This window comes from Microbispora sp. GKU 823 (assembly GCF_002027145.1).
Classification (GTDB): domain Bacteria; phylum Actinomycetota; class Actinomycetes; order Streptosporangiales; family Streptosporangiaceae; genus Microbispora; species Microbispora siamensis.
Genome location: NZ_MWJN01000039.1, coordinates 24086 through 41457 on the forward strand (window position 1 = coordinate 24086; position 17372 = coordinate 41457).

Annotated in this window: 18 protein-coding genes, 2 tRNA genes and 2 pseudogenes; 13 read left to right on the forward strand and 9 right to left on the reverse strand. The window is 72.3% G+C overall.

All coding sequences use genetic code 11. The features are described from left to right. Nucleotides 1-58: 58 nt before the first annotated feature. Together B1L11_RS21205 and B1L11_RS21210 are read right to left on the reverse strand one after the other, a co-directional pair. The gene (locus B1L11_RS21205) at nucleotides 59-1219 is read right to left on the reverse strand and encodes an NAD(P)-binding protein (RefSeq protein ID WP_079316091.1); all 1161 of its coding nucleotides are present in this window, start codon (nucleotides 1217-1219) and stop codon (nucleotides 59-61) included. Continuing rightward, nucleotides 1216-2130, reverse strand: a complete 915-nt coding sequence (locus tag B1L11_RS21210) for an RNA polymerase sigma-70 factor (RefSeq protein WP_079316092.1) — start codon at nucleotides 2128-2130, stop codon at nucleotides 1216-1218. Before B1L11_RS21210 ends, B1L11_RS21205 begins: the two co-directional genes overlap by 4 nt. 93 nt (nucleotides 2131-2223) lie before the next feature. Between B1L11_RS21210 and B1L11_RS21215 the strand changes: the two genes are divergently transcribed. The 3 genes from B1L11_RS21215 (at nucleotide 2224) to B1L11_RS21225 (ending at nucleotide 3434) form a co-directional block, all read left to right on the forward strand. Next, a tRNA-Ala gene (locus tag B1L11_RS21215) sits at nucleotides 2224-2299 on the forward strand. A 149-nt stretch (nucleotides 2300-2448) separates the two neighbouring features. Then, complete coding sequence (locus B1L11_RS21220; protein WP_218671233.1) at nucleotides 2449-2985, forward strand: hypothetical protein; 537 nt, start codon at nucleotides 2449-2451, stop codon at nucleotides 2983-2985. Further along, entirely contained in the window at nucleotides 2985-3434 is a 450-nt protein-coding gene (locus tag B1L11_RS21225) for a HEPN domain-containing protein (protein WP_179155260.1), read from the forward strand. Before B1L11_RS21220 ends, B1L11_RS21225 begins: the two co-directional genes overlap by 1 nt. A 24-nt stretch (nucleotides 3435-3458) precedes the next feature. Here B1L11_RS21225 and B1L11_RS21230 read toward each other — a convergent pair whose 3' ends face one another. Together B1L11_RS21230 and B1L11_RS21235 are read right to left on the reverse strand one after the other, a co-directional pair. After that, a complete protein-coding gene (locus B1L11_RS21230) occupies nucleotides 3459-3767 on the reverse strand; it encodes an AzlD domain-containing protein (RefSeq protein WP_079316094.1) in 309 nt (102 codons plus the stop codon). Further along, the gene (locus tag B1L11_RS21235; RefSeq protein WP_079316095.1) at nucleotides 3767-4477 is read right to left on the reverse strand and encodes an AzlC family ABC transporter permease; all 711 of its coding nucleotides are present in this window, start codon (nucleotides 4475-4477) and stop codon (nucleotides 3767-3769) included. Before B1L11_RS21235 ends, B1L11_RS21230 begins: the two co-directional genes overlap by 1 nt. A gap of 67 nt (nucleotides 4478-4544) precedes the next feature. On the opposite strand from B1L11_RS21235, the gene B1L11_RS21240 reads away from it, so the two are divergent. Next, complete coding sequence (locus B1L11_RS21240) at nucleotides 4545-5108, forward strand: helix-turn-helix domain-containing protein (protein WP_204048849.1); 564 nt, start codon at nucleotides 4545-4547, stop codon at nucleotides 5106-5108. On the opposite strand, the gene B1L11_RS21245 is transcribed toward B1L11_RS21240, so the two are convergent. Further along, nucleotides 5105-6259 carry a low temperature requirement protein A gene (locus tag B1L11_RS21245; protein WP_079316131.1) on the reverse strand — a complete coding sequence of 385 codons (1155 nt, stop codon included), beginning with the start codon at nucleotides 6257-6259 and terminating at the stop codon, nucleotides 5105-5107. The two genes, B1L11_RS21240 and B1L11_RS21245, sit on opposite strands and share 4 nt — an antisense overlap. Nucleotides 6260-6348: 89 nt before the next feature. Between B1L11_RS21245 and B1L11_RS21250 the strand changes: the two genes are divergently transcribed. Beyond that, nucleotides 6349-8058 (forward strand): IlvD/Edd family dehydratase, encoded by a 1710-nt coding sequence (locus tag B1L11_RS21250; protein WP_079316097.1) that lies wholly within the window; start codon nucleotides 6349-6351, stop codon nucleotides 8056-8058. A gap of 23 nt (nucleotides 8059-8081) precedes the next feature. After that, nucleotides 8082-8734 (forward strand): annotated as a pseudogene (locus B1L11_RS21255) (GntR family transcriptional regulator). Between the two features lie 8 nt (nucleotides 8735-8742). Here B1L11_RS21255 and B1L11_RS21260 read toward each other — a convergent pair. Then, nucleotides 8743-9630: a dihydrodipicolinate synthase family protein gene (locus tag B1L11_RS21260; RefSeq protein WP_079316098.1), complete on the reverse strand. Its 888-nt coding sequence runs from the start codon at nucleotides 9628-9630 to the stop codon at nucleotides 8743-8745. Between the two features lie 178 nt (nucleotides 9631-9808). Here B1L11_RS21260 and B1L11_RS21265 point away from each other — a divergent pair, with 178 nt between their 5' ends. Further along, nucleotides 9809-10474 (forward strand): class I SAM-dependent methyltransferase, encoded by a 666-nt coding sequence (locus tag B1L11_RS21265; RefSeq protein WP_079316099.1) that lies wholly within the window; start codon nucleotides 9809-9811, stop codon nucleotides 10472-10474. Between the two features lie 12 nt (nucleotides 10475-10486). After that, a complete protein-coding gene (locus B1L11_RS21270) occupies nucleotides 10487-11953 on the forward strand; it encodes an ATP-binding SpoIIE family protein phosphatase (protein WP_079316100.1) in 1467 nt (488 codons plus the stop codon). Here B1L11_RS21270 and B1L11_RS54090 read toward each other — a convergent pair. Both B1L11_RS54090 and B1L11_RS54095 read right to left on the reverse strand, forming a co-directional pair. Beyond that, complete coding sequence (locus tag B1L11_RS54090) at nucleotides 11950-12387, reverse strand: helix-turn-helix domain-containing protein (protein ID WP_306291687.1); 438 nt, start codon at nucleotides 12385-12387, stop codon at nucleotides 11950-11952. The genes B1L11_RS21270 and B1L11_RS54090 overlap by 4 nt on opposite strands. A 170-nt stretch (nucleotides 12388-12557) precedes the next feature. Next, nucleotides 12558-12914 (reverse strand): annotated as a pseudogene (locus B1L11_RS54095) (AraC family transcriptional regulator); the annotation flags it as partial. Between the two features lie 72 nt (nucleotides 12915-12986). Here B1L11_RS54095 and B1L11_RS21280 point away from each other — a divergent pair. The 4 genes from B1L11_RS21280 (at nucleotide 12987) to B1L11_RS21295 (ending at nucleotide 14385) form a co-directional block, all read left to right on the forward strand. Next, the gene (locus B1L11_RS21280) at nucleotides 12987-13442 is read left to right on the forward strand and encodes a rhodanese-like domain-containing protein (RefSeq protein ID WP_079316132.1); all 456 of its coding nucleotides are present in this window, start codon (nucleotides 12987-12989) and stop codon (nucleotides 13440-13442) included. A 72-nt stretch (nucleotides 13443-13514) separates the two neighbouring features. Next, nucleotides 13515-13590, forward strand: a tRNA-Ala gene (locus tag B1L11_RS21285). Nucleotides 13591-13646: 56 nt separating this feature from the next. Beyond that, nucleotides 13647-14135: a nucleotidyltransferase domain-containing protein gene (locus B1L11_RS21290; protein ID WP_079316133.1), complete on the forward strand. Its 489-nt coding sequence runs from the start codon at nucleotides 13647-13649 to the stop codon at nucleotides 14133-14135. Nucleotides 14136-14178: 43 nt separating this feature from the next. Next, a complete protein-coding gene (locus B1L11_RS21295; protein WP_079316101.1) occupies nucleotides 14179-14385 on the forward strand; it encodes a DUF6203 family protein in 207 nt (68 codons plus the stop codon). A 6-nt stretch (nucleotides 14386-14391) separates the two neighbouring features. Here the strand turns inward: B1L11_RS21295 and B1L11_RS21300 are convergent, their stop codons facing one another. Next, the gene (locus tag B1L11_RS21300) at nucleotides 14392-15354 is read right to left on the reverse strand and encodes a GlxA family transcriptional regulator (RefSeq protein ID WP_079316102.1); all 963 of its coding nucleotides are present in this window, start codon (nucleotides 15352-15354) and stop codon (nucleotides 14392-14394) included. A 71-nt stretch (nucleotides 15355-15425) separates the two neighbouring features. Between B1L11_RS21300 and B1L11_RS21305 the strand changes: the two genes are divergently transcribed. Beyond that, on the forward strand, nucleotides 15426-17339 hold the full coding sequence (locus B1L11_RS21305; RefSeq protein ID WP_256862763.1) for an MFS transporter: 1914 nt from the start codon (nucleotides 15426-15428) through the stop codon (nucleotides 17337-17339). Nucleotides 17340-17372 lie beyond the last annotated feature (33 nt).

Consider the following 17372-nt stretch of genomic DNA (forward strand, 5'->3'; position numbering starts at 1 on the left):
CGGGCCCTTCCCCTCCAGGGGAAGGGCCCGTTCGCGTGTCAGACGCAGACGCCGTGCGTCAGGCCGCCCGCCGGGACAGCGACCGGGAGGCGAGGGCGCCGGCCGCCGCGAGTGCGCTGTTGATCGACACCTCGGCGAGCAGGCCGGGCGCCGCCACCTGGTCGCCGGTCAGCCAGACGCCGTCGCCGCGCTCGACCGCCGGCCGGTCGCGCCACGACGTGCCGGGCAGGTCGAGCGCGCCGCTGCGCCCGGCGGCCACGGCGTCGCGGCGCCAGGTGACCCGCCCGCGCCAGCCCGGGAGGGCGAGGTCGGCGATCCGCTCCAGCCGCCCGAGCGCAACGGCCTTCGGCTCACCGGGACGCATCGGCATCTCCATCTGGACGAGGCTTTCCCCGGCAGGGGCAAGGGACGGGTCGGGCAGCGAGTAACGCTCCAGGAAGCCGCCCTCGTCCAGGTCGCTGACGAGGAACAGGTCCCGAGGGTCGGCGCGTACCGCGAGGTCGAGCAGGACCGCCCGGCCGCTCTCCCAGCGCAGCGAGTCGTCGCCCAGCAGGCCGCGGGCGGCGTCGAGGGAGGTGGCGACGATCACCCGTCCCTCCGGCAGCCGGTCCACCCTCGACCCGGTCTCGACGCGTACGCCGAGGTCGCGTGCCCGCGCGGCCATCCGGTCGATCACCCGCCCCCAGCCGCCGATCACGTAGCGGACCGACGGGTACCGCGGGGCGAACGCCCGCCCGATCCGCTCCCAGGCGAAGGCCGCCGACAGGCGGCCGGGGTCGGCGTCGTAGGTGACGACTCCCAGCAGCCCTGCGGCGGCCCGTGCGGCCTCGGCGCCGAAGCGGCGGGTGGCCCAGGAGCCGAAGTCCTCGTCCACCGGCGCCTTGAGACCACGCCGGAGGATCATCCGCAGCAGCCCGGCCGGGGGCCGGCCGGTCAGCCTCCCGCCCCGGCGGAACCGCGCCCGGGCCAGGTGCCCCGGCCGCAGCGGAGCGTACGGCCGGACCAGTCCCCGCTCGTCCAGCCACCGCCAGGGCAGGCCGTCGGAGTAGAAGACGTGGGTGCCGTCGTTGGCGACGTACGGCGTGGCGGTGGAGCGGGCGCGCCCGCCGAGGGTGTGGTGCGCCTCGTGCAGGACGACGGCCGCGCCGCCCTCGGCGCAGGCGATGGCGGCGGTCAGCCCGGCGAGCCCGCCGCCCACGATCGTGATGTTTTCTCTCATGCACTCCCGGACGCGTCCCGGGCCTCGATCCGTGACATCTTCTCCGGGTTGGCGATGAGATAGACCGTGTCCACCAGACCATCGGTGATGACCAGCGAGACGACCGTGACGGGACGGCCGTCCAGGCGGGCGACGATCGCGGGCCCGCCGTTGACCTCGGCGATCTCCATGTCCATCTCCTTGGCCGGGGGAGCGCCGATGGAGGCAAGGAAGCGCCGGCGGCCCTCCGCGCTCGCGATCGCGACGAGGAAACGGGCGACCGGCACGGCGCCGGCCAGCTCCCGCAGCGGCGCCCGCGCCTTGCCGCCGCCGTCGCCGACCATGCGGACGTCCGCAGCGAGCAGCGCAGTCAGGCCCTCGATGTCCCCTTCCGCGCAGGCCGCGACGAAGCGCTCGGTGATCCTGCGCCGCTCGCGCCGGTCCACGTCGAAGCGCGGCCTGCGCTCGCGCACGTGGTCGCGGGCGCGTCTGGCGAGTTGCCGTACGGCGGGCTCGCCCCGGCCGAGGATTTCGGCGATCTCGGCATGGGAGAAGCCGAACGCCTCCCGCAGGACGAACACGGCCCGTTCCAGCGGGGACAGCGTCTCCAGCACGACGAGGAGGGCCAGCTCGACGCTGTCGGCGCGTTCCGCGGACTCACCGGAGTCCGGCGCGGTGACGACCGGCTCGGGCAGCCAGGGACCGACGTACGCCTCACGCCTGGCCCGCACCCGGCGCAGCCGGTCGATGGCGAGGTTGGTGGTGACGCGCACCAGGTAGGCCTTCGGGTCGGCCACCGACGCGGCGTCCACCTCCGCCCAGCGCAGCCACGCCTCCTGGACCACGTCCTCCGCGTCCGCGGCGCTGCCGAGGATGCGGTAGGCCACACCGGCGAGCAGGCTCCGGTGCGCGGTGAAGACTTCGATGGTCATGTCACGCCAGACGTATCATGCCCGCCGTTGTGTGACATCGGCTCGTCCGGTTACCGTCCCCGCGCGGACTCCTATACACTGACTCCGTCGCAAGGGGCTATAGCGCAGCTGGTAGCGCACTTCCATGGCATGGAAGGGGTCTGGGGTTCGAGTCCCCATAGCTCCACCACACCTCAAGGGCGGTCGATCGACCGCCCTTTTGTCGTTCCCGGCGACCCGATCAGGCGGAAGCTCCACTTAGATGGGTGATAACTTGCACCTATGCGTAGTGATGCTCCGCCGTTGTTGCCGATCTTCCGATCGAGGCACCAGGCGGAGTTGCTCGCTCTTCTGTACCTTCAGCCGGAGCGGGAGTTCACTCTGACCGAACTCGCGGCTCGCCTCGATGCTCCGCTGTCGACGATCCAACGCGAAGCGAGTCGCCTGGTGCAGGCAGGGCTCCTCCTCGATCGCCGGGTAGGTAGAGCGCATCTGGTTCGCGCCAAGGTGCGCGGCCGGTACGCCAAACCGCTCACCGAACTGCTGACCTTGTCATTCGGGCCGCACACGTTCGTCGAACAGGAATTCGCCGATGTTCCGGGGGTCGACGCGGTGGCGATCTTCGGGTCTTGGGCGCGTCGATACCACGGCGAGCCGGGCCCGCCGCCCAATGACATCGACGTGCTGGTCGTCGGGCCGGCCTCACGGGCTGATGTGTACGAGTCCGCCGAGCGCGTGGAAAGCAGGCTGGGCATTCCCGTCAATCCCGTTCTCGTCACCGTCGATCGCTGGAAAGAAGCCGCGAACCCCCTGGTGGAGCAAATACAGTCGTCCCCCGTGGTATGGGTGAGGGAACTATCCGAGGGGACTGGTTGATGCGCTGGTCTCGCGGTGAGGCGGAGGTTCAACGGCTGCTCGAGGAGGGCCGTCTCCAAAAGGTCGGCGGATCCGCCGCCGACGGCACGGACTGGCTGGAACGAGCCGTACGGACCCTGCGCACCTCTCGCCATATCGGCGACGATCCGGACAGTGCCTTCATCCTCGCCTACGACGCCGCTCGCCACGCCTGTTCGGCCGTGCTGGCGCACCAAGGGCTGCGGCCCACATCGGCGGGTGGACACTATGTGGTCGAAGAGGTGCTCAGAGCCCAGTTCGGCAACACCTTCAGGGACTTCGGGATGCTGCGCCGCCGCCGCAACGAGATCGAGTATCCGCTACGGCCGGGGGACGATGTGAGCGAAGAAGAAGCCGCCGAGGCGATCACCGCCGCTGAAGGACTGATCGAGGCGGTGGGAAAGCTGCTGCCCAACCTGTCTCTTTTCTGATGCCGTAGAGCGCCCTTCCTCGTCTCAGGGCACGCCGAGGAGGCGGAGGACCGCCGTGGTGGCGGCGGCGAGGACGACGATCAGGGGGAAAGGCGCCTTCCGCAGCGTGAGGATCCCGGCGACGAGCACCCCGGCGGGCCTGGCCCATCCGGCGAAGCCGTGCCCCTCGGTGAGGGCCGAGGTGGCCACCAGGGCGATGAGCAGCACGGTCGCGGCGACGGACAGCAGGTGGCGAAGGCGGCCGGGCAGCCGGAGCCGGTGGCGCAGCACCGGCCCGGCCAGGCGGAACGCGTAGGTTCCCGCGGCCAGCGCGACGACGGCGAGCAGGGGCATCAGCGGACCTCCCGGTCGGGCAGCGGCGCCGGTGCGCGCGTGGCGAGCACCAGGCCGATTAGGGCGAGCAGCACCGGCAGCCCCGCGGGCAGGAACGGCGTGGCCGCCACCGCGACCAACGCACCCAGGACGCAAGCCCGGCGCAGGGCGGCGTTCCGGACGTTCCGTTCGGCGAGCGAGGGCAGCACGAGGGCGAGCAGCACCGCGGGGAAGGCCGCGTCCAGCCCCAGGGCGTCGGTGTCGCCGATGCCGCGCCCGGCCAGCGCGCCGAGCACGACGGCCGCGTTCCAGCTCACGAACAGTCCGAGCCCGCAGGCCCAGAACGCGGCATGACGCCGGCGGGGATCGTCGTCGCGCAGCACGAACGCCACCGCCTCGTCCGTCATGAGGTGCGCGCCGGTGAGGCGTGTCCACCACCGGCCGCCGAGGACGTCGCCGATCGCGAAGCCGAACGGCAGCAGGCGCGCGTTCAGCACCAGGCCGGCCGCGACGGCGGCGATCGGGGCGCCGCCGGACAGCACCACGCCGACCGCGGCGAACTGCGCCCCTCCGGCGAACACCAGCAGGGACATGACGACCGGCACCCACGGAGGCAGGCCGCCGGACACGGCGATCGCGCCGAACGCGGCGCCCACCATCGCGTCGGCGAGGCACACCAGGGCGATGTCGCGGAGCGTGCCGCGACCGAGTGTTCGCCATAGCGAATGCATGTCCAGTAGAGTGAACAAAGACAGCGGGGTTCGTCAAGTCGAACAAATGGAAGTGTGGAGCGAACACGTGGCTGAGAGGCCGTCCTTCGACCTGATCACGCTCATCGCGGCGTCCATCCGCAGGGAGCGCGAGCGTGCCGGCCTGTCGCTGACCGAGCTGGCCAAGCGCGCGGGCATCGCCAAGTCCACGCTCTCCCAGCTGGAGTCGGGCGTCGGCAATCCCAGCGTGGAGACACTGTGGGCGCTCGGGGTCGCGCTCGGCGTGCCGTTCAGCCGCCTGGTCGACCCGCCGCGGCCGGCCGTACGGGTGATCCGGGCGGGGGAGGGGCCCGCGACCTACTCCGAGCAGGCCAGCTACTCGGCCACCCTGCTGGCCTCGTGCCCGCCGCACGCGCGGCGCGACCTGTACCGCATCTCGGCCCAGCCGGGCAGGCCGCGCACCTCCGACCCGCACATGGCCGGCACCGTCGAGCACCTCCTGATCGGCACCGGACGGGCCCTGGCCGGGCCCGCGGAGGAACCGGTCGAGCTCGGGCCGGGCGACTACATCGCCTACCCCGGCGACGCCCCCCACGTCTTCGAGGCACTCGAGCCCGACACCACCGCGGTCATCGTCATGGAGCACATCTAGCCCTCCCGCGGCTCCCCTCGGCGGGCGAGGGCCGTACGGACGGCGACGCCCGCCACGGTCGCGGTGGCGCAGGCCGCGAGTGCCAGGGGCGGCACCAGCGGCGTGAGGGCCCCGAGGGCGGCGAGGACGACCACCCCCGCCAGATGCGACCTCGGGACGCGCCCCCAGACGGCCCGCTTGAACAGCGCGTGCCCGGTGAGGAAGAGCGCGGGACCGCCCAGCACGGCCATCGCCGTCCCCGGCGCGGTGTGCCCGCCCGGGTGATGGATCACGAGTTCGTCGGCCACGGCCGACACGACGACGCCCGCGACCATCGGCAGGTGGAGGAAGGTGTAGGCCGAGCGGGCGAGCCGCCCCGGGTCGTCCGCCGCGGCGATCACCCGGCTGCCCGCCTCGGCGCTGCTGCCGAAGTAGGTCCACCACAGGCCGACGCTCGCGCCGAACGCGGTGACGAGGGCCGCGGCGGCGACCGGCGACGGGTGCGCGGCGAAGGTCGCCCCGGTGACCAGGATCGACTCGCCGAACGCGATGATCAGGAAGAGCTGGCAGCGCTCGGCCAGGTGGGCGCCGTCGATCGACCAGTCCGTGGTCGCCGACCTGCCGAGGCCCGGGGTGACGAACCCGACCCAGGGCGCCAGCAGGTCGGTCCCCACCGCGGCCGCCCACAGCAGTTCCCTGGGCAGGCCGTGCGCGAGGCCGCCCGCGATCCAGAACACCCCCGACAGCACGGCCCAGGCGAGCACACGCGCCAGGTTGCGCCGCAGCGGCCCCCGCGGCGCGGCTGCCACCGAGGACGCCGTACGGACGACCTGGACGGCCACGTACGCCGCGGCGAACATCAGGCCGTGCTCGCCGAAGGCCCGGGGGAGGGCCGCCGACATGACCAGGCTCGCCAGCATGACGGCGACCAGCACGATCCGCACCGAGGGACGGTCGGGGTCGAACCAGTTCGTGTGCCAGGCGGTGTAAATCCAGGCCCACCAGACGGCGAGCAGCAGCAACAGGGTCTGCGCCGCGCCGCGCCAGGACAGGTGGCCGAGCAGCAGGTGGGAGAGCTGGGTGACCGCGAAGACGTACACGAGGTCGAAGAACAGCTCGGTGAACGTGACCCGCTGCTCCCCGCCGCGCGAGCGGAGCGAGCCCGTGTGCATCGTCACGGCGGCCCACGCTAGAGATCTCCCGCCCGAAAGGGAAGAAGATATCTTGATATACCACGATCCGCTGACGTACGTTCGAGCGAGTGAGAGCGGAAGAGCTGCGCAGCCATCGCTGGTATGGCGCCGACAGCCTCAGGTCGTTCAGCCACCGGGCGCGGACCCGGCAGCTCGGCATCGCGGCGCAGGAGCACCTCGGCAAGCCCGTGGTCGGCATCCTCAACACGTGGAGCCAGCTCAACCCCTGCCACATGCATCTGCGTGAGCGGGCCGAGGACGTGCGGCGCGGCGTCTGGCAGGCCGGGGGCTACCCGGCGGAGCTGCCGGTCATGGCGGTGGGGGAGACGTTCCAGAAGCCGACCGCCATGCTCTACCGGAACCTGCTCGCGATGGAGACCGAGGAGGTGCTCCGCTCCTATCCCGTCGACGCCGCCGTGCTCATGGGCGGGTGCGACAAGACCACCCCGGCGCTCGTCATGGGCGCGATCAGCGCGGACCTGCCGGTCGTCTTCGTGCCGTGCGGGCCGATGCTGCCCGGCGACTGGCGCGGGCAGCGACTCGGCAGCGGCAGCGACATGTGGAAATACTGGGCCGAACGACGGGCGGGAAGGCTCGGCGACGAGCAGTGGGCGGAGATCGAGGAGGGCATCGCCCGCTCGCCCGGCCACTGCATGACGATGGGCACGGCGTCCACGATGACCTCGGTGGCCGAGGTGCTCGGGCTGACGCTGCCGGGCGCCGCCTCGATCCCGGCCGTGCTGTCGGCGCACACCCGGATGGCCGCCGCGAGCGGCCGTCTCGCGGTGGACCTGGCCTGGCACGGTCCCCGCCCGTCGCAGGTGCTGGACGAGAGGGCCTACCGCGACGCGGTGACCGCCGTGCTGGCCCTGGGCGGCTCGACCAACGCGGTGATCCACCTGATCGCGATGGCCCGCCGCAGCGGGGTGCACCTCACGCTCGACGACTTCGACGACGCCTCCCGCCGGGTGCCCGTCCTCGCGGACGTACGGCCCGGCGGAGCGCACCTCATGGAGGACTTCCACCGGGCGGGCGGCGTCCCCGCGCTGCTGCACAGGATCGCGGACCTGCTCCACCTCGACCGGCCCACGGTGTACGGACGCGTGCACGGGCACGGTGTCGCGACGCGGGAGCCGTACGACGACACGGTCATCAGGCGCAGGGACGACCCGGTGTCGCCGGAGGGCGGGCTGGCCGTGCTGCGCGGCAACCTCGCGCCGGGCGGCGCGGTGATCAAGCATGTGGCCGCGGAGCCGCGGCTGCTGCGGCACACCGGGCCCGCCGTGGTCTTCGAGGGGCACCAGGACCTCTTGCGGAGGATCGACGAGGTGGACGTCACGCCCGGCAGCGTGCTGGTGCTGCGCGGCGCCGGGCCGAAGGGCGGCCCCGGCATGCCCGAGCACGGCATGCTGCCGATCCCGGAGCGGCTGCTGAAGCAGGGCGTCCGCGACATGCTGCGGATCTCCGACGCGCGGATGAGCGGCACCAGCTACGGCGCGTGCGTGCTGCACGTCGCCCCGGAGTCGCACGTCGGCGGGCCGCTGGCGCTGGTGCGGGACGGCGACCCGATCACCCTCGACGTCGAGGCGCGGCGGCTCACGCTGGAGGTCGCCGGCGACGAGCTCGACCGCAGGCGGCGCTCCTGGACGCCGCCGCCCCCGCGCTACACCCGCGGGTACGGCGCGCTGCACGAGGCGCACATCCTCCAGGCCGACGAGGGATGCGACCTCGACTTCATGAGGGGGTCCGGCGGGGCGCCCGAGCCGGACGTCGACTGATCGGGATTGGTATACCGGTACGCATGACCGCTGAGCACGTGCTGAGTCCGGTGGCCAGGTCGACCACCCGCACCGACCTGGTCGCCGACGCGATCCGCACCGCGATCCTGTCCGGGCGCATCGCGCAGGGGGAGACGCTGGTGGAGCGCCGCCTGGCCGAGCGGCTCGGGGTCTCCAAGACGCCCGTCAGGGAGGCGCTCATCGGACTGGCCGCCACCGGGCTGGTCGTGATCGGCCCGAACAGGGGGGTGACGGTGCGCGTGGTGGGCCGTGCCGACCTCCGGAAGGCGTACGAGGTCAGGCTGCTGCTCGAACCGTGGGCGATCGGCCGTACGGCGGCCTCCGGACACGCCGCGGACGGCGCGCGGGCGGCCCTCGCCGAGGCGCGGGCGCTGCTCGCCGGCACCGACACGGCGGCCCTCAGCCTGGCCAACCGGCGCTTCCATCGTGAGCTGTACGCCCGGTGCGGCAACGAACTGGTGGTCGCCCAGCTCGACACCCTGCAGGATCTCGCCGCGCTCGGCAGCGTCACGGTGCTGTGGCGGGACGGCCCACGTGGCCGGAGGAGCACGAGGAGCACGAGGCGATCCTCGCCGCCGTCGAGGCGGGCGAGGCCGCGCTCGCCGAGCGGCTGACCCGTCGCCACATCGAGCGCTCGGTCGCCCGCCTGGCCTAGAACGGACCTCAGGCGAGCGTACGCAGGATGTCCGAAACCCGCTGCCGGTCGGGGCCGGTCAGTTCGGTCATCGGCGGGCGTACGGCCCTGCCGCACACGCCGAGTTGCGCGAGCGCCTCCTTGACCGCCGAGACGTTGTGCTCGCCGCCGTTCCTGGCACGCAGGTCCTCGATGGGCTTGAGCAGCCGCCACACCTTCGCGGCGCCGGCCCGGTCACCCGCCCGGAGCAGGGCGTGCAGTTCGAGCGAACGCTCGGGGGCGATGACCGCCAGGCCCGAGGTGAAGCCCTCCGCGCCGCCGGGCCAGAAGAACGGCGCCCAGGTCTCGGCGAGCCCGCACAGCCACACCGGCCCCTCGACGGCGGCGGCGAGGACGGCCATGGCCACGGGGTCGGGCACCGCGTACTTGACTCCCACGACGTTGGGGCACTCGCGCAGCAGGTCGCGCAGGGCGCGCTCGGTCACGGCGGGGGAGCGTACGTAGCAGACCACTCCGAGGTCGGGCACCGCCTGGGCGATCTCCCTGTGGTAGGCCGTCCAGCCCGCCTCCGACTGGTAGGGGTGCACCGGCTGGTGGACCATGACGGCCTGGCAGCCCTGCCGGGCGGCGTCCCTGGCCAGCCGTACGGCCCGGCGCACCTCGTGGCCCACCCCCGCGATCACGACGGCGTCCGGCGCGGCCCTCCGGGTGACGGTGACGGCCCGGGACAGCTCGTCGTCGTCCAGTGAGTAGAACTCCCCGGTGTTGCCGTTGGGGGTGAGGGCACCCACTCCGCCTCTCGTCAGCCGCTCGACGACGGCCGCGAGCGCCGGCTCGTCGATCCGGCCGCCGTCGTCGAACGGGGTGACCGTGACGGCGACCACGCCGCGCAGCGCCTCGCGTACCTCGTCGATCATGTGAACCTCCCGGGGCCGGTATCTGGTATATCAGTATGCCAAGCGCATGAAGTTGACAACGATCTTTGACACAATTAATGGCCGAAATGCCTATTAAGTCGGGCAATGTCTTGACTTGTTGGGCGTGGTCCCCTATCTAGAAGAAGGCAAAGACGGCTGATCATTAACGGCGGCGACCATGACAATCGAATCAGGACCGGACAATCCGCGTCAGGAGTACCGCGCCATCCAGGCCGAGGCGTTCAACCGCATCGGCGGCAGGTACGACGAGGCGTTCCCGCACAAGGAAGGCCAGGTGGCCGCCGGAGAGTGGATGATCAAGCAGCTCAAGCCGGGCGCGCGCGTCCTCGACGTCGGCTGCGGTACGGGCTCGCCCACCGCCCAGCAGTTCGCCGAGGCGGGCTGCGAGGTGATGGGCATCGACATCTCCCCGGTCATGCTGGACCTGGCGAGGAAGAACGTGCCGACCGGGACGTTCCTCGAACGCGACGTGCTCGACCTCGACGACTCGCTCGGCGTGTTCGACGCCGTGACGGCCTTCTTCAGCCTGCTCATGCTGCCGCGGGCCGAGATCGAGCAGGCCCTCGGCAAGATCCACGCCGTGCTCGCCCCCGGCGGCCTGTTCTCGCTGAGCATGGTGGAAATCGACCTCGACGACGTGCCTTTCCAGTTTCTCGGCGCTCCGGTGCGGGTGACCGGATATCTGCGCGACGAGTTGCGCGAGGTCATCGAAGTCGCCGGTTTCAGCGTGCTGTCGGAGAATCACCTTTCGTACGCTCCGGCGACCACACAGGCGCCGCCGGAAATCCAGCTCTTCGTCAACTGCCGGCGTGACCAATTCTGAGCGGCCACACCCGTGTCGGGAGACGGGGAACCGTTAGCCCTGCTGAATCAGGTCAGCGGGGTCGTCCGGGCCATCGGCGAGAGCCGCGGCCCGGAGGACGCGACGAGGGTCCTCTGCGAGGCGGTGGTGCCGTGGCTGGCCGACGCCGCCGCGGTCTACGTGGACGGCGCCGTCTGGCACCGGGTCGATCCCGACGGACGGCTGCCGCCGCGCTGGGCCGGCGACGGGATCGGTGAGGCGGCCCTGCTCGACGGGCATCTGCTCGCCGTGCCCCTCCGGGCGTACGGCAAGCCCGTCGGCTGCGCGCTGCTGGCGCGGGACGCCCGGCGGCCGCCCTTCGGGGAGATTCACGTGCTCGCCGCGGGACAGTTCGCCGTGCCCGCCGCGCTCGCGATCCACCACGGGCGGCGGGACCGCCAGCAGGACGAGACCCTGGAGACCCTCCAGCGCGGGATGCGGCCGGGCGACCCGCCCGACCTGCCCGGGCTGGAGATCGCCTACCGCTACAAGCCCGCCGCCGAGCGGGTGGGCGGCGACTGGTACGACGTCATCCCGCTGCCGGGCAGCAGGGTGGCCCTGGTCGTCGGCGACGTGATGGGACACGGGCTGGCCGCCGCGGCCGTGATGGGCCAGCTCCGCACGGCCGTGCAGACCCTGGCCTCGCTCGACCTGCCGGCCGAGCAGGTGCTCCACTCGCTCGACGAGATGGCCCAGCGGCTGGCCGCGCAGACGCTCACCACCTGCGTCTACTGCGTGTACGACCCGGTGCTGCGCAGATGCACGATCGCGAGCGCCGGGCACCTGCCGCCGATCCTGCTGGGACCGGACGGCAAGGCGGAGGTGCTGTCGCCGCCCCGGTGCCCGCCTATCGGCCTGGGCCGCACGCCGTTCGAGACGATGGAGATCGCGGCGGAGGACGGCAGCATGCTCGTCCTCTACACCGACGGGCTCGTGGAGGAGCGCGGGCAGGACATCGGGCTGAGCGTGGAGTCGCTGCGCCGCAGGCTCGCGAACGGCACCTCGATCGAGGCGCTGAGCGACGACGTGCTGTCCGCGGGGAGGACCGACGACGTCACCGTGCTGGCCATCCGGTTCCGCGGCATCCCCAGCGAGCACGTCGCCCAGTGGCTGCTGGAACCCCAGCCGACGACGCCGTCGCGCGTACGCGGCCTGGTCCGCCGGACGCTCTGCTCGTGGGGCCTCACGTCGATGACCCCGGTGGCCGAACTGCTCGCCGGCGAGCTCGTCACCAACGCCGTGCAGCACACCCAGCGGCCCATCACCATCAGGCTGCTGCGCACCGACCACCTGCTGTGCGAGGTGAGCGACGACGACCACCGGCTGCCGGTGGTGCGCGAGCCCGGCCCGCTCGACGAGGACGGCAGGGGGCTCTACCTGGTCAGCCAGCTCGCCGAGCACTGGGGGACCAGCCGGGTCGCCGGAGGCAAGACCGTCTGGTTCTCGCTGACGATCCCCTAACGCCGGAACGCCTTCCGGTACGCCGACGGCGACGTACGCATCGAACGGCCGAAATGGTGGCGGAACGTCACCGGGCTTTCGAATCCGACGGCGGCTGCGATCTCCTCTATCGGGGCCGCCGTCGTCTCGAGGAGCGGCAGGCTGGCCGCGATCCGCTGCGCGATCACCCATCGCAGGGGGCTCGTCCCGGTGCGGCGCCCGAAGTGCCGGATGAAGCCGCGCTCCGACATCCCGGCGACCCGGGCCAGGGCGGCGACCGTGACCGGCCGGGTGAGATCGGCGAGCACCCAGTCCATCGCCCTGCCCACCGGGTCGTCGTCCACCGCCGCGACCGGCGCCTCGACGAACTGCGCCTGCCCGCCCTCCCGGTGCGGCGGCACCACCAGCCTGCGGGCCACCGCGTTGGCCACGCTCGGCCCGTGGTCGCGCCGCACGAGATGGACGAGCAGGTCGAGGCCCGCCGCGCTGCCCGCGCTGGTGAGCACGTCGCCTCGTCCACGTACAGCACCCCGGGGTCCACCCTGACCTCGGGAAAGCGCCGCTGGAGCAGCGCTGCGTACCTCCAGTGGGTCGTCGCGGCCCGGCCGTCGAGCAGCCCGGCGGCGGCGAGGGCGAAGGCGCCGGAGCAGATCGACACGACCCGGGCCCCGCCGTCGTGCGCCCGGCGCAGCGCGGCCGTGAGCGCGGGGGACACCTCGGCACGCACGTCGGGGACGCCGGGCACGATCACGGTCCGCGCCCCGGCGAAGACGTCCAGCCCGTGCGCCGCCTCGATCGTGAACCCGCCGACCGCCCGCAGCGGGCCGGGCCTTTCCGCGCACACGGCCAGCTCGTACCACGGGACGTCCAGCTCCGGGCGGGGCAGGCCGAAGACCTCGACGACGCAGCCCAGTTCGAAGGGGCTCATGCCGTCGAAGGCCAGCACCGACACGGTACGGCTCCGGTCGGGGAGCGGGAGCATGGCGGGATATTAGCGATATCGGGCGTTCATGCCTCTTCTGTGGTGGCAGGGCGGCCGGGCACCCTGGTCGGCATGTCCGCCGTAACGCACACCCCGGCCGCCGAGCCGGCCGCCGCCGTCGCCCACTTCACCGCCCGCCTGGCCTTCGAGACCGACGTGTCCGACGTACGCGCCGATCTGCTCTCCGGGGAGCCGGGGATCGTCGTGGTGGACTCCCGCAGCGCGGAGAGCTGGCGGCAGGGTCACATCGAGGGCGCCGTCCACCTGCCCACGGCGGAGATCGCCGCCCGGGCGCCCGCGCTGATCCCCCGTGACGTGACGGTGGTCACGTACTGCTGGGGGCCGGGCTGCAACGGCGCGACCCGCGCGGCGCTGGAGTTCGCCCGGCTGGGCTACCGGGTCAAGGAGATGATCGGCGGGTTCGAATACTGGGCACGTGAGGGGTTCCCGGTCGTGGAGCCCTCCGGAGTGCGCACTCGTCCGGCGGATCCGCTCACCGCGCCCGCGGGGGCCGCCTGCGCCTGCTGAAACGTTCTCGGTTACACCCACGCCGCGGAAGTCCTATACACTGGCGGAGCGCCGCCGACGCGGCGTGGGCAAGGGGCTATAGCGCAGCTGGTAGCGCACTTCCATGGCATGGAAGGGGTCTGGGGTTCGAATCCCCATAGCTCCACCATGGCTGAACCATCGCAGGAGCCGTCCTCCGTCCGGAGGGCGGCTCTCGGTGTCTTGATGGACGCCGAAACGGTCTCCGGCATCTACGGATACCTTGCCGCACGTGGAGTGAAGATCTGGATCGACGGCGGCTGGTGCGTCGATGCCCTTCTGGGAAAGCAGACGAGAGGTCACCCGGACCTCGATGTGGCGATCGACCACAAAGACGAAGAGAAATTCATCGAACAGATGAAGGGTCTCGGGTACACGAAGAGGCGCGACGGCGGCGACACCGCGTGGAACTACGTCCTGACCGATGGCCGGGGCCGTGGCATCGACGTGCATGTATTCGAATACGACGAGTCCGGAAAGAACATCTACGGGATCGAATATCCCTACGGCTCACTCACCGGACAGGGCGAAATCAACGGCCATACCGTGGACTGCGTCGCCCCGGAGTGGATGTTCGCGTTCAAGACGGCGTACGCGCCGGAAGAAAAGGATCGCAAGGACGTCCACGCGCTGGGTGAGAAGTTCGGCTTCGAGATACCGCCTACTCATCATTGATCTGCGCACATGGTCACACGCGTGCCGGGTAGGGGCGGGTGTCATGAAGAGGATCCTGCAGCTCGTCGTCACCCGCTGGCTGGCGCGTACGCCGATCGGGATGGTCGTGCTCGGCCTCGCCTGGCTGTTCATGCGCAAGCGGCGGGCCCGCAGACAGCAGCCCGCGGACAGCCCGGTGCTCCGTGAGCCCGGACGCCGGTCGGGCAACCCGTACGCCTGGCGTGGCCCGGCCGCGGGCAACCGCCGCTGACATCGATCAGCCGACGGCGGCGGGAGTGCGGAACGTCTGCCGGTAGACCAGGGGGGACACCCCGACGGCGGCGTGGAGGTGCTGGCGGAGCGAGACCGCGCTGCCGAACCCGGCCTTCCTGGCGATCGCGTCGACCGGCAGGTCGGTGGTCTCCAGCAGGTGCCGGGCGTGCGCGATCCGCTGTCCGGCGAGCCACCTGGCCGGGCTGAGGCCGGTCTCCTCCCGGAACCTGCGGGTGAACGTCCGCACGCTCATGCGGGCGTGCGCGGCCAGGGCGGCGAGGTTGACCGGTTCCTCCAGGTGTTCGAGCATCCACGCACGGGTGGGCGCGGTGGTGGTCCCGGCGGGATCGGGCAGCGGCCGCTCGATGTACTGGGCCTGCCCGCCCTCCCGGAACGGCGGGGTGACGCACCGGCGGGCGGTGCGGTTGGCCACCTCGCTGCCGTGGTCACGCCGGATGACGTGCAGGCACAGGTCGATGCCCGCGGCCACGCCGGCCGAGGTCAGCACGTCGCCGTCGTCGATGAACAGCACGTCAGGGTCGAGCCGTACGCGGGGGAACAGCGCGCGGAAGTCCGCGGCGTTGCGCCAATGGGTCGTCGCGGGGCGCCCGTCCAGCAGGCCCGCGGCGGCCAGCACGAAGGCCCCGGTGCAGATCGAGATGAGCCGGGCGCGCCCCACGACGCCCCACAGCGCCGCGCGCACCTCCTCGTCGAGCGTGCCGTCCTCCAGTGGCGGCCCGCTGTGGATGCCCGGCACCACCACCGTGTCCGCCGTCGCGAGAACGCCCAGGTCGTGGTCGGGGACGATGCTGAAGCCGGCCTGGCCGCGCACCGGGCGGCCTCCGGGGGTGCAGGTGACGACCTCGTACAGCGGGCCGCGGTCGCGGGCGGCCCAGAACACCTGTCCGGGGATGCCCAGATCGAGGGTGGCGAAGTCGTCCAGGGCCAGTACGGCGACGCGGTGCATGGCCCGATTCTTTCACATGTTGACCTCCCGGCCACTGTCCCCACGGTGGACACAACGGGAGGATGCTCGCCATGAAGTCGCTGCATCGTGCGTGGATCGTCGCCGCCGTCGCTTTCGTCGCGATCATCGGGGCGGCCGGGTTCCGCGCCACGCCGGGCGTGATGATCACGCCGCTGGAGGACGAGTTCGGTTGGACGAGGGGCACGATCTCGCTCGCGGTCTCGGTGAACCTCATGCTCTACGGGCTGTGCGCGCCGTTCGCGGCGGCGCTCATGGACCGCTTCGGCATGCGCCGCGTCGTCGCCTGCGCCCTGCTGCTGGTGGCGACCGGCAGCGGCCTGACCGTGTTCATGACCGCGAGCTGGCAGCTCATCGCGCTGTGGGGCGTCCTGGTCGGGCTCGGCACCGGCTCGATGGCGCTCGTCTTCGCCGCCACGCTGACCGACCGCTGGTTCGTACGGCACCGCGGCCTGGTCACCGGCGTGCTGACGGCGGGAGGCGCGACCGGGCAGCTGATCTTCCTTCCGGTGCTCGCGCACCTGGCCGAGATGCAGGGCTGGCGGTGGGCCTCGGTCACGGTGGCGGGGGCCGCGCTCGCCGTCGTCCCCCTTGTGTGGTTCCTGCTCAGGGACACTCCCGAGGAGATCGGCCTGACCGCGCTCGGCGCGGCCGAGCCGGTCGTGCGCACGCCGGCCAAGGGCGCCGCCGCGCGGGCCGTACGCGTGCTGCGGGACGCGGCCCGCACCCGGCACTTCTGGTATCTCGCGCTCGGCTTCGCCATCTGCGGCGCGAGCACGAACGGCCTGGTCGGCACCCACTTCATCCCGGCCGCCCACGACCACGGCATGCCGGAGACCACCGCCGCCTCGCTGCTCGCCGTGATCGGGGTCTTCGACATCGCCGGCACCGTCTTCTCCGGCTGGCTGAGCGATCGGGTGGACCCGCGGCTCCTGCTCGTCGTCTACTACGCGCTGCGCGGACTGTCGCTGCTGGTCCTGCCGCAGTTGTTCGCCGCCACGGCCGAGCCGAGCATGTTGGTCTTCATCGTCTTCTACGGCCTCGACTGGGTGGCCACCGTGCCGCCGACCGTCGCGCTGTGCCGCAGGATCTTCGGCGCGGACGGCGCGGTGGTGTTCGGGTGGGTCTTCGCCTCCCACCAGGTCGGCGCGGCGTCGTCGCCACGGTGGCCGGGGTCACCCGCGACCACCTGGGGAACTACGACCTGGCGTGGTACGGCGCGGGCGTGCTGTGCCTGCTCGCCGCGCTCATGTCGTCCCGTATCGTCACGCGTGTCCGGGATCGCGGCGAAGCTGCGATCCTTGTCGGGTGACCGAACGCGTTCTTCCCCTGGTCGTACGGATCGAGCGGGCCGCGCCGCCGCGCCGCACCGACGCGCTGGAGGCGGCGGCGACGGCGGTGGTGCGCCTGCTGACCGTGCCCGGGACGGTGAGTGGCCCGACGAGGTCGCCGAGTGGCAGGACGGCCGGATCAGGAAGGTGGTCAGGCGGGCACGCGGCGCCGAGTGGCGGCGGGCGCTCGCCCTGCCCGGCATCACCGTCACCGTGCGCACGGCCGAGGTGCGGGTGCATCCGCCCGTGCCGCTCGACGACTGGCCGCGTGACCTCGCCCGGCTGCAGGTGTCGGGCACGGAGCTCTCCGACGACGCCGCCCCGCCGGAGGCGGGCCCCGACGACGTGGTGCTCTGGATCAACCCCCGCCTGGAGATGACGGCGGGCAAGGCGATGGCCCAGGCGGGGCACGGCGCCCAGTTCGCCTGGTGGGGTGCGGGCGAGGCGGACAGGGCGGCCTGGCGCGAGCGCGGCTTCGCCGTACGGGTCAGGACGGCCGGCCCGGACCGGTGGGACGCGCTGGCCGCGAGCGGGCTGCCGGTGGTCAGGGACGCCGGCTTCACCGAGATCGCACCGGGCTCCGCGACGGTGGTCGCCGACGCGCCATGGCTGCGGGTGGGCGTTCCCGAAGTGTGATGGGGAAGGCACCCGAAATACCGGGATTTGCCG

Excerpts from the sequence above, each read along its gene's own strand:
- B1L11_RS21260 (WP_079316098.1), bottom strand. The coding sequence starts at position 9,630 with ATGATCGACGAGGTACGCGAGGCGCTGCGCGGCGTGGTCGCCGTCACG.
- B1L11_RS21245 (WP_079316131.1), bottom strand. The coding sequence starts at position 6,259 with ATGCACACGGGCTCGCTCCGCTCGCGCGGCGGGGAGCAGCGGGTCACG.
- B1L11_RS21290 (WP_079316133.1), top strand. The coding sequence starts at position 13,647 with ATGGACGCCGAAACGGTCTCCGGCATCTACGGATACCTTGCCGCACGT.
- B1L11_RS21265 (WP_079316099.1), top strand. The coding sequence starts at position 9,809 with ATGACAATCGAATCAGGACCGGACAATCCGCGTCAGGAGTACCGCGCC.
- B1L11_RS21295 (WP_079316101.1), top strand. The coding sequence starts at position 14,179 with ATGAAGAGGATCCTGCAGCTCGTCGTCACCCGCTGGCTGGCGCGTACG.
- B1L11_RS21235 (WP_079316095.1), bottom strand. The coding sequence starts at position 4,477 with ATGCATTCGCTATGGCGAACACTCGGTCGCGGCACGCTCCGCGACATC.
- B1L11_RS21305 (WP_256862763.1), top strand. The coding sequence starts at position 15,426 with ATGAAGTCGCTGCATCGTGCGTGGATCGTCGCCGCCGTCGCTTTCGTC.
- B1L11_RS21225 (WP_179155260.1), top strand. The coding sequence starts at position 2,985 with ATGCGCTGGTCTCGCGGTGAGGCGGAGGTTCAACGGCTGCTCGAGGAG.
- B1L11_RS21210 (WP_079316092.1), bottom strand. The coding sequence starts at position 2,130 with ATGACCATCGAAGTCTTCACCGCGCACCGGAGCCTGCTCGCCGGTGTG.
- B1L11_RS21205 (WP_079316091.1), bottom strand. The coding sequence starts at position 1,219 with ATGAGAGAAAACATCACGATCGTGGGCGGCGGGCTCGCCGGGCTGACC.
- B1L11_RS21230 (WP_079316094.1), bottom strand. The coding sequence starts at position 3,767 with ATGCCCCTGCTCGCCGTCGTCGCGCTGGCCGCGGGAACCTACGCGTTC.
- B1L11_RS21300 (WP_079316102.1), bottom strand. The coding sequence starts at position 15,354 with ATGCACCGCGTCGCCGTACTGGCCCTGGACGACTTCGCCACCCTCGAT.
- B1L11_RS21280 (WP_079316132.1), top strand. The coding sequence starts at position 12,987 with ATGTCCGCCGTAACGCACACCCCGGCCGCCGAGCCGGCCGCCGCCGTC.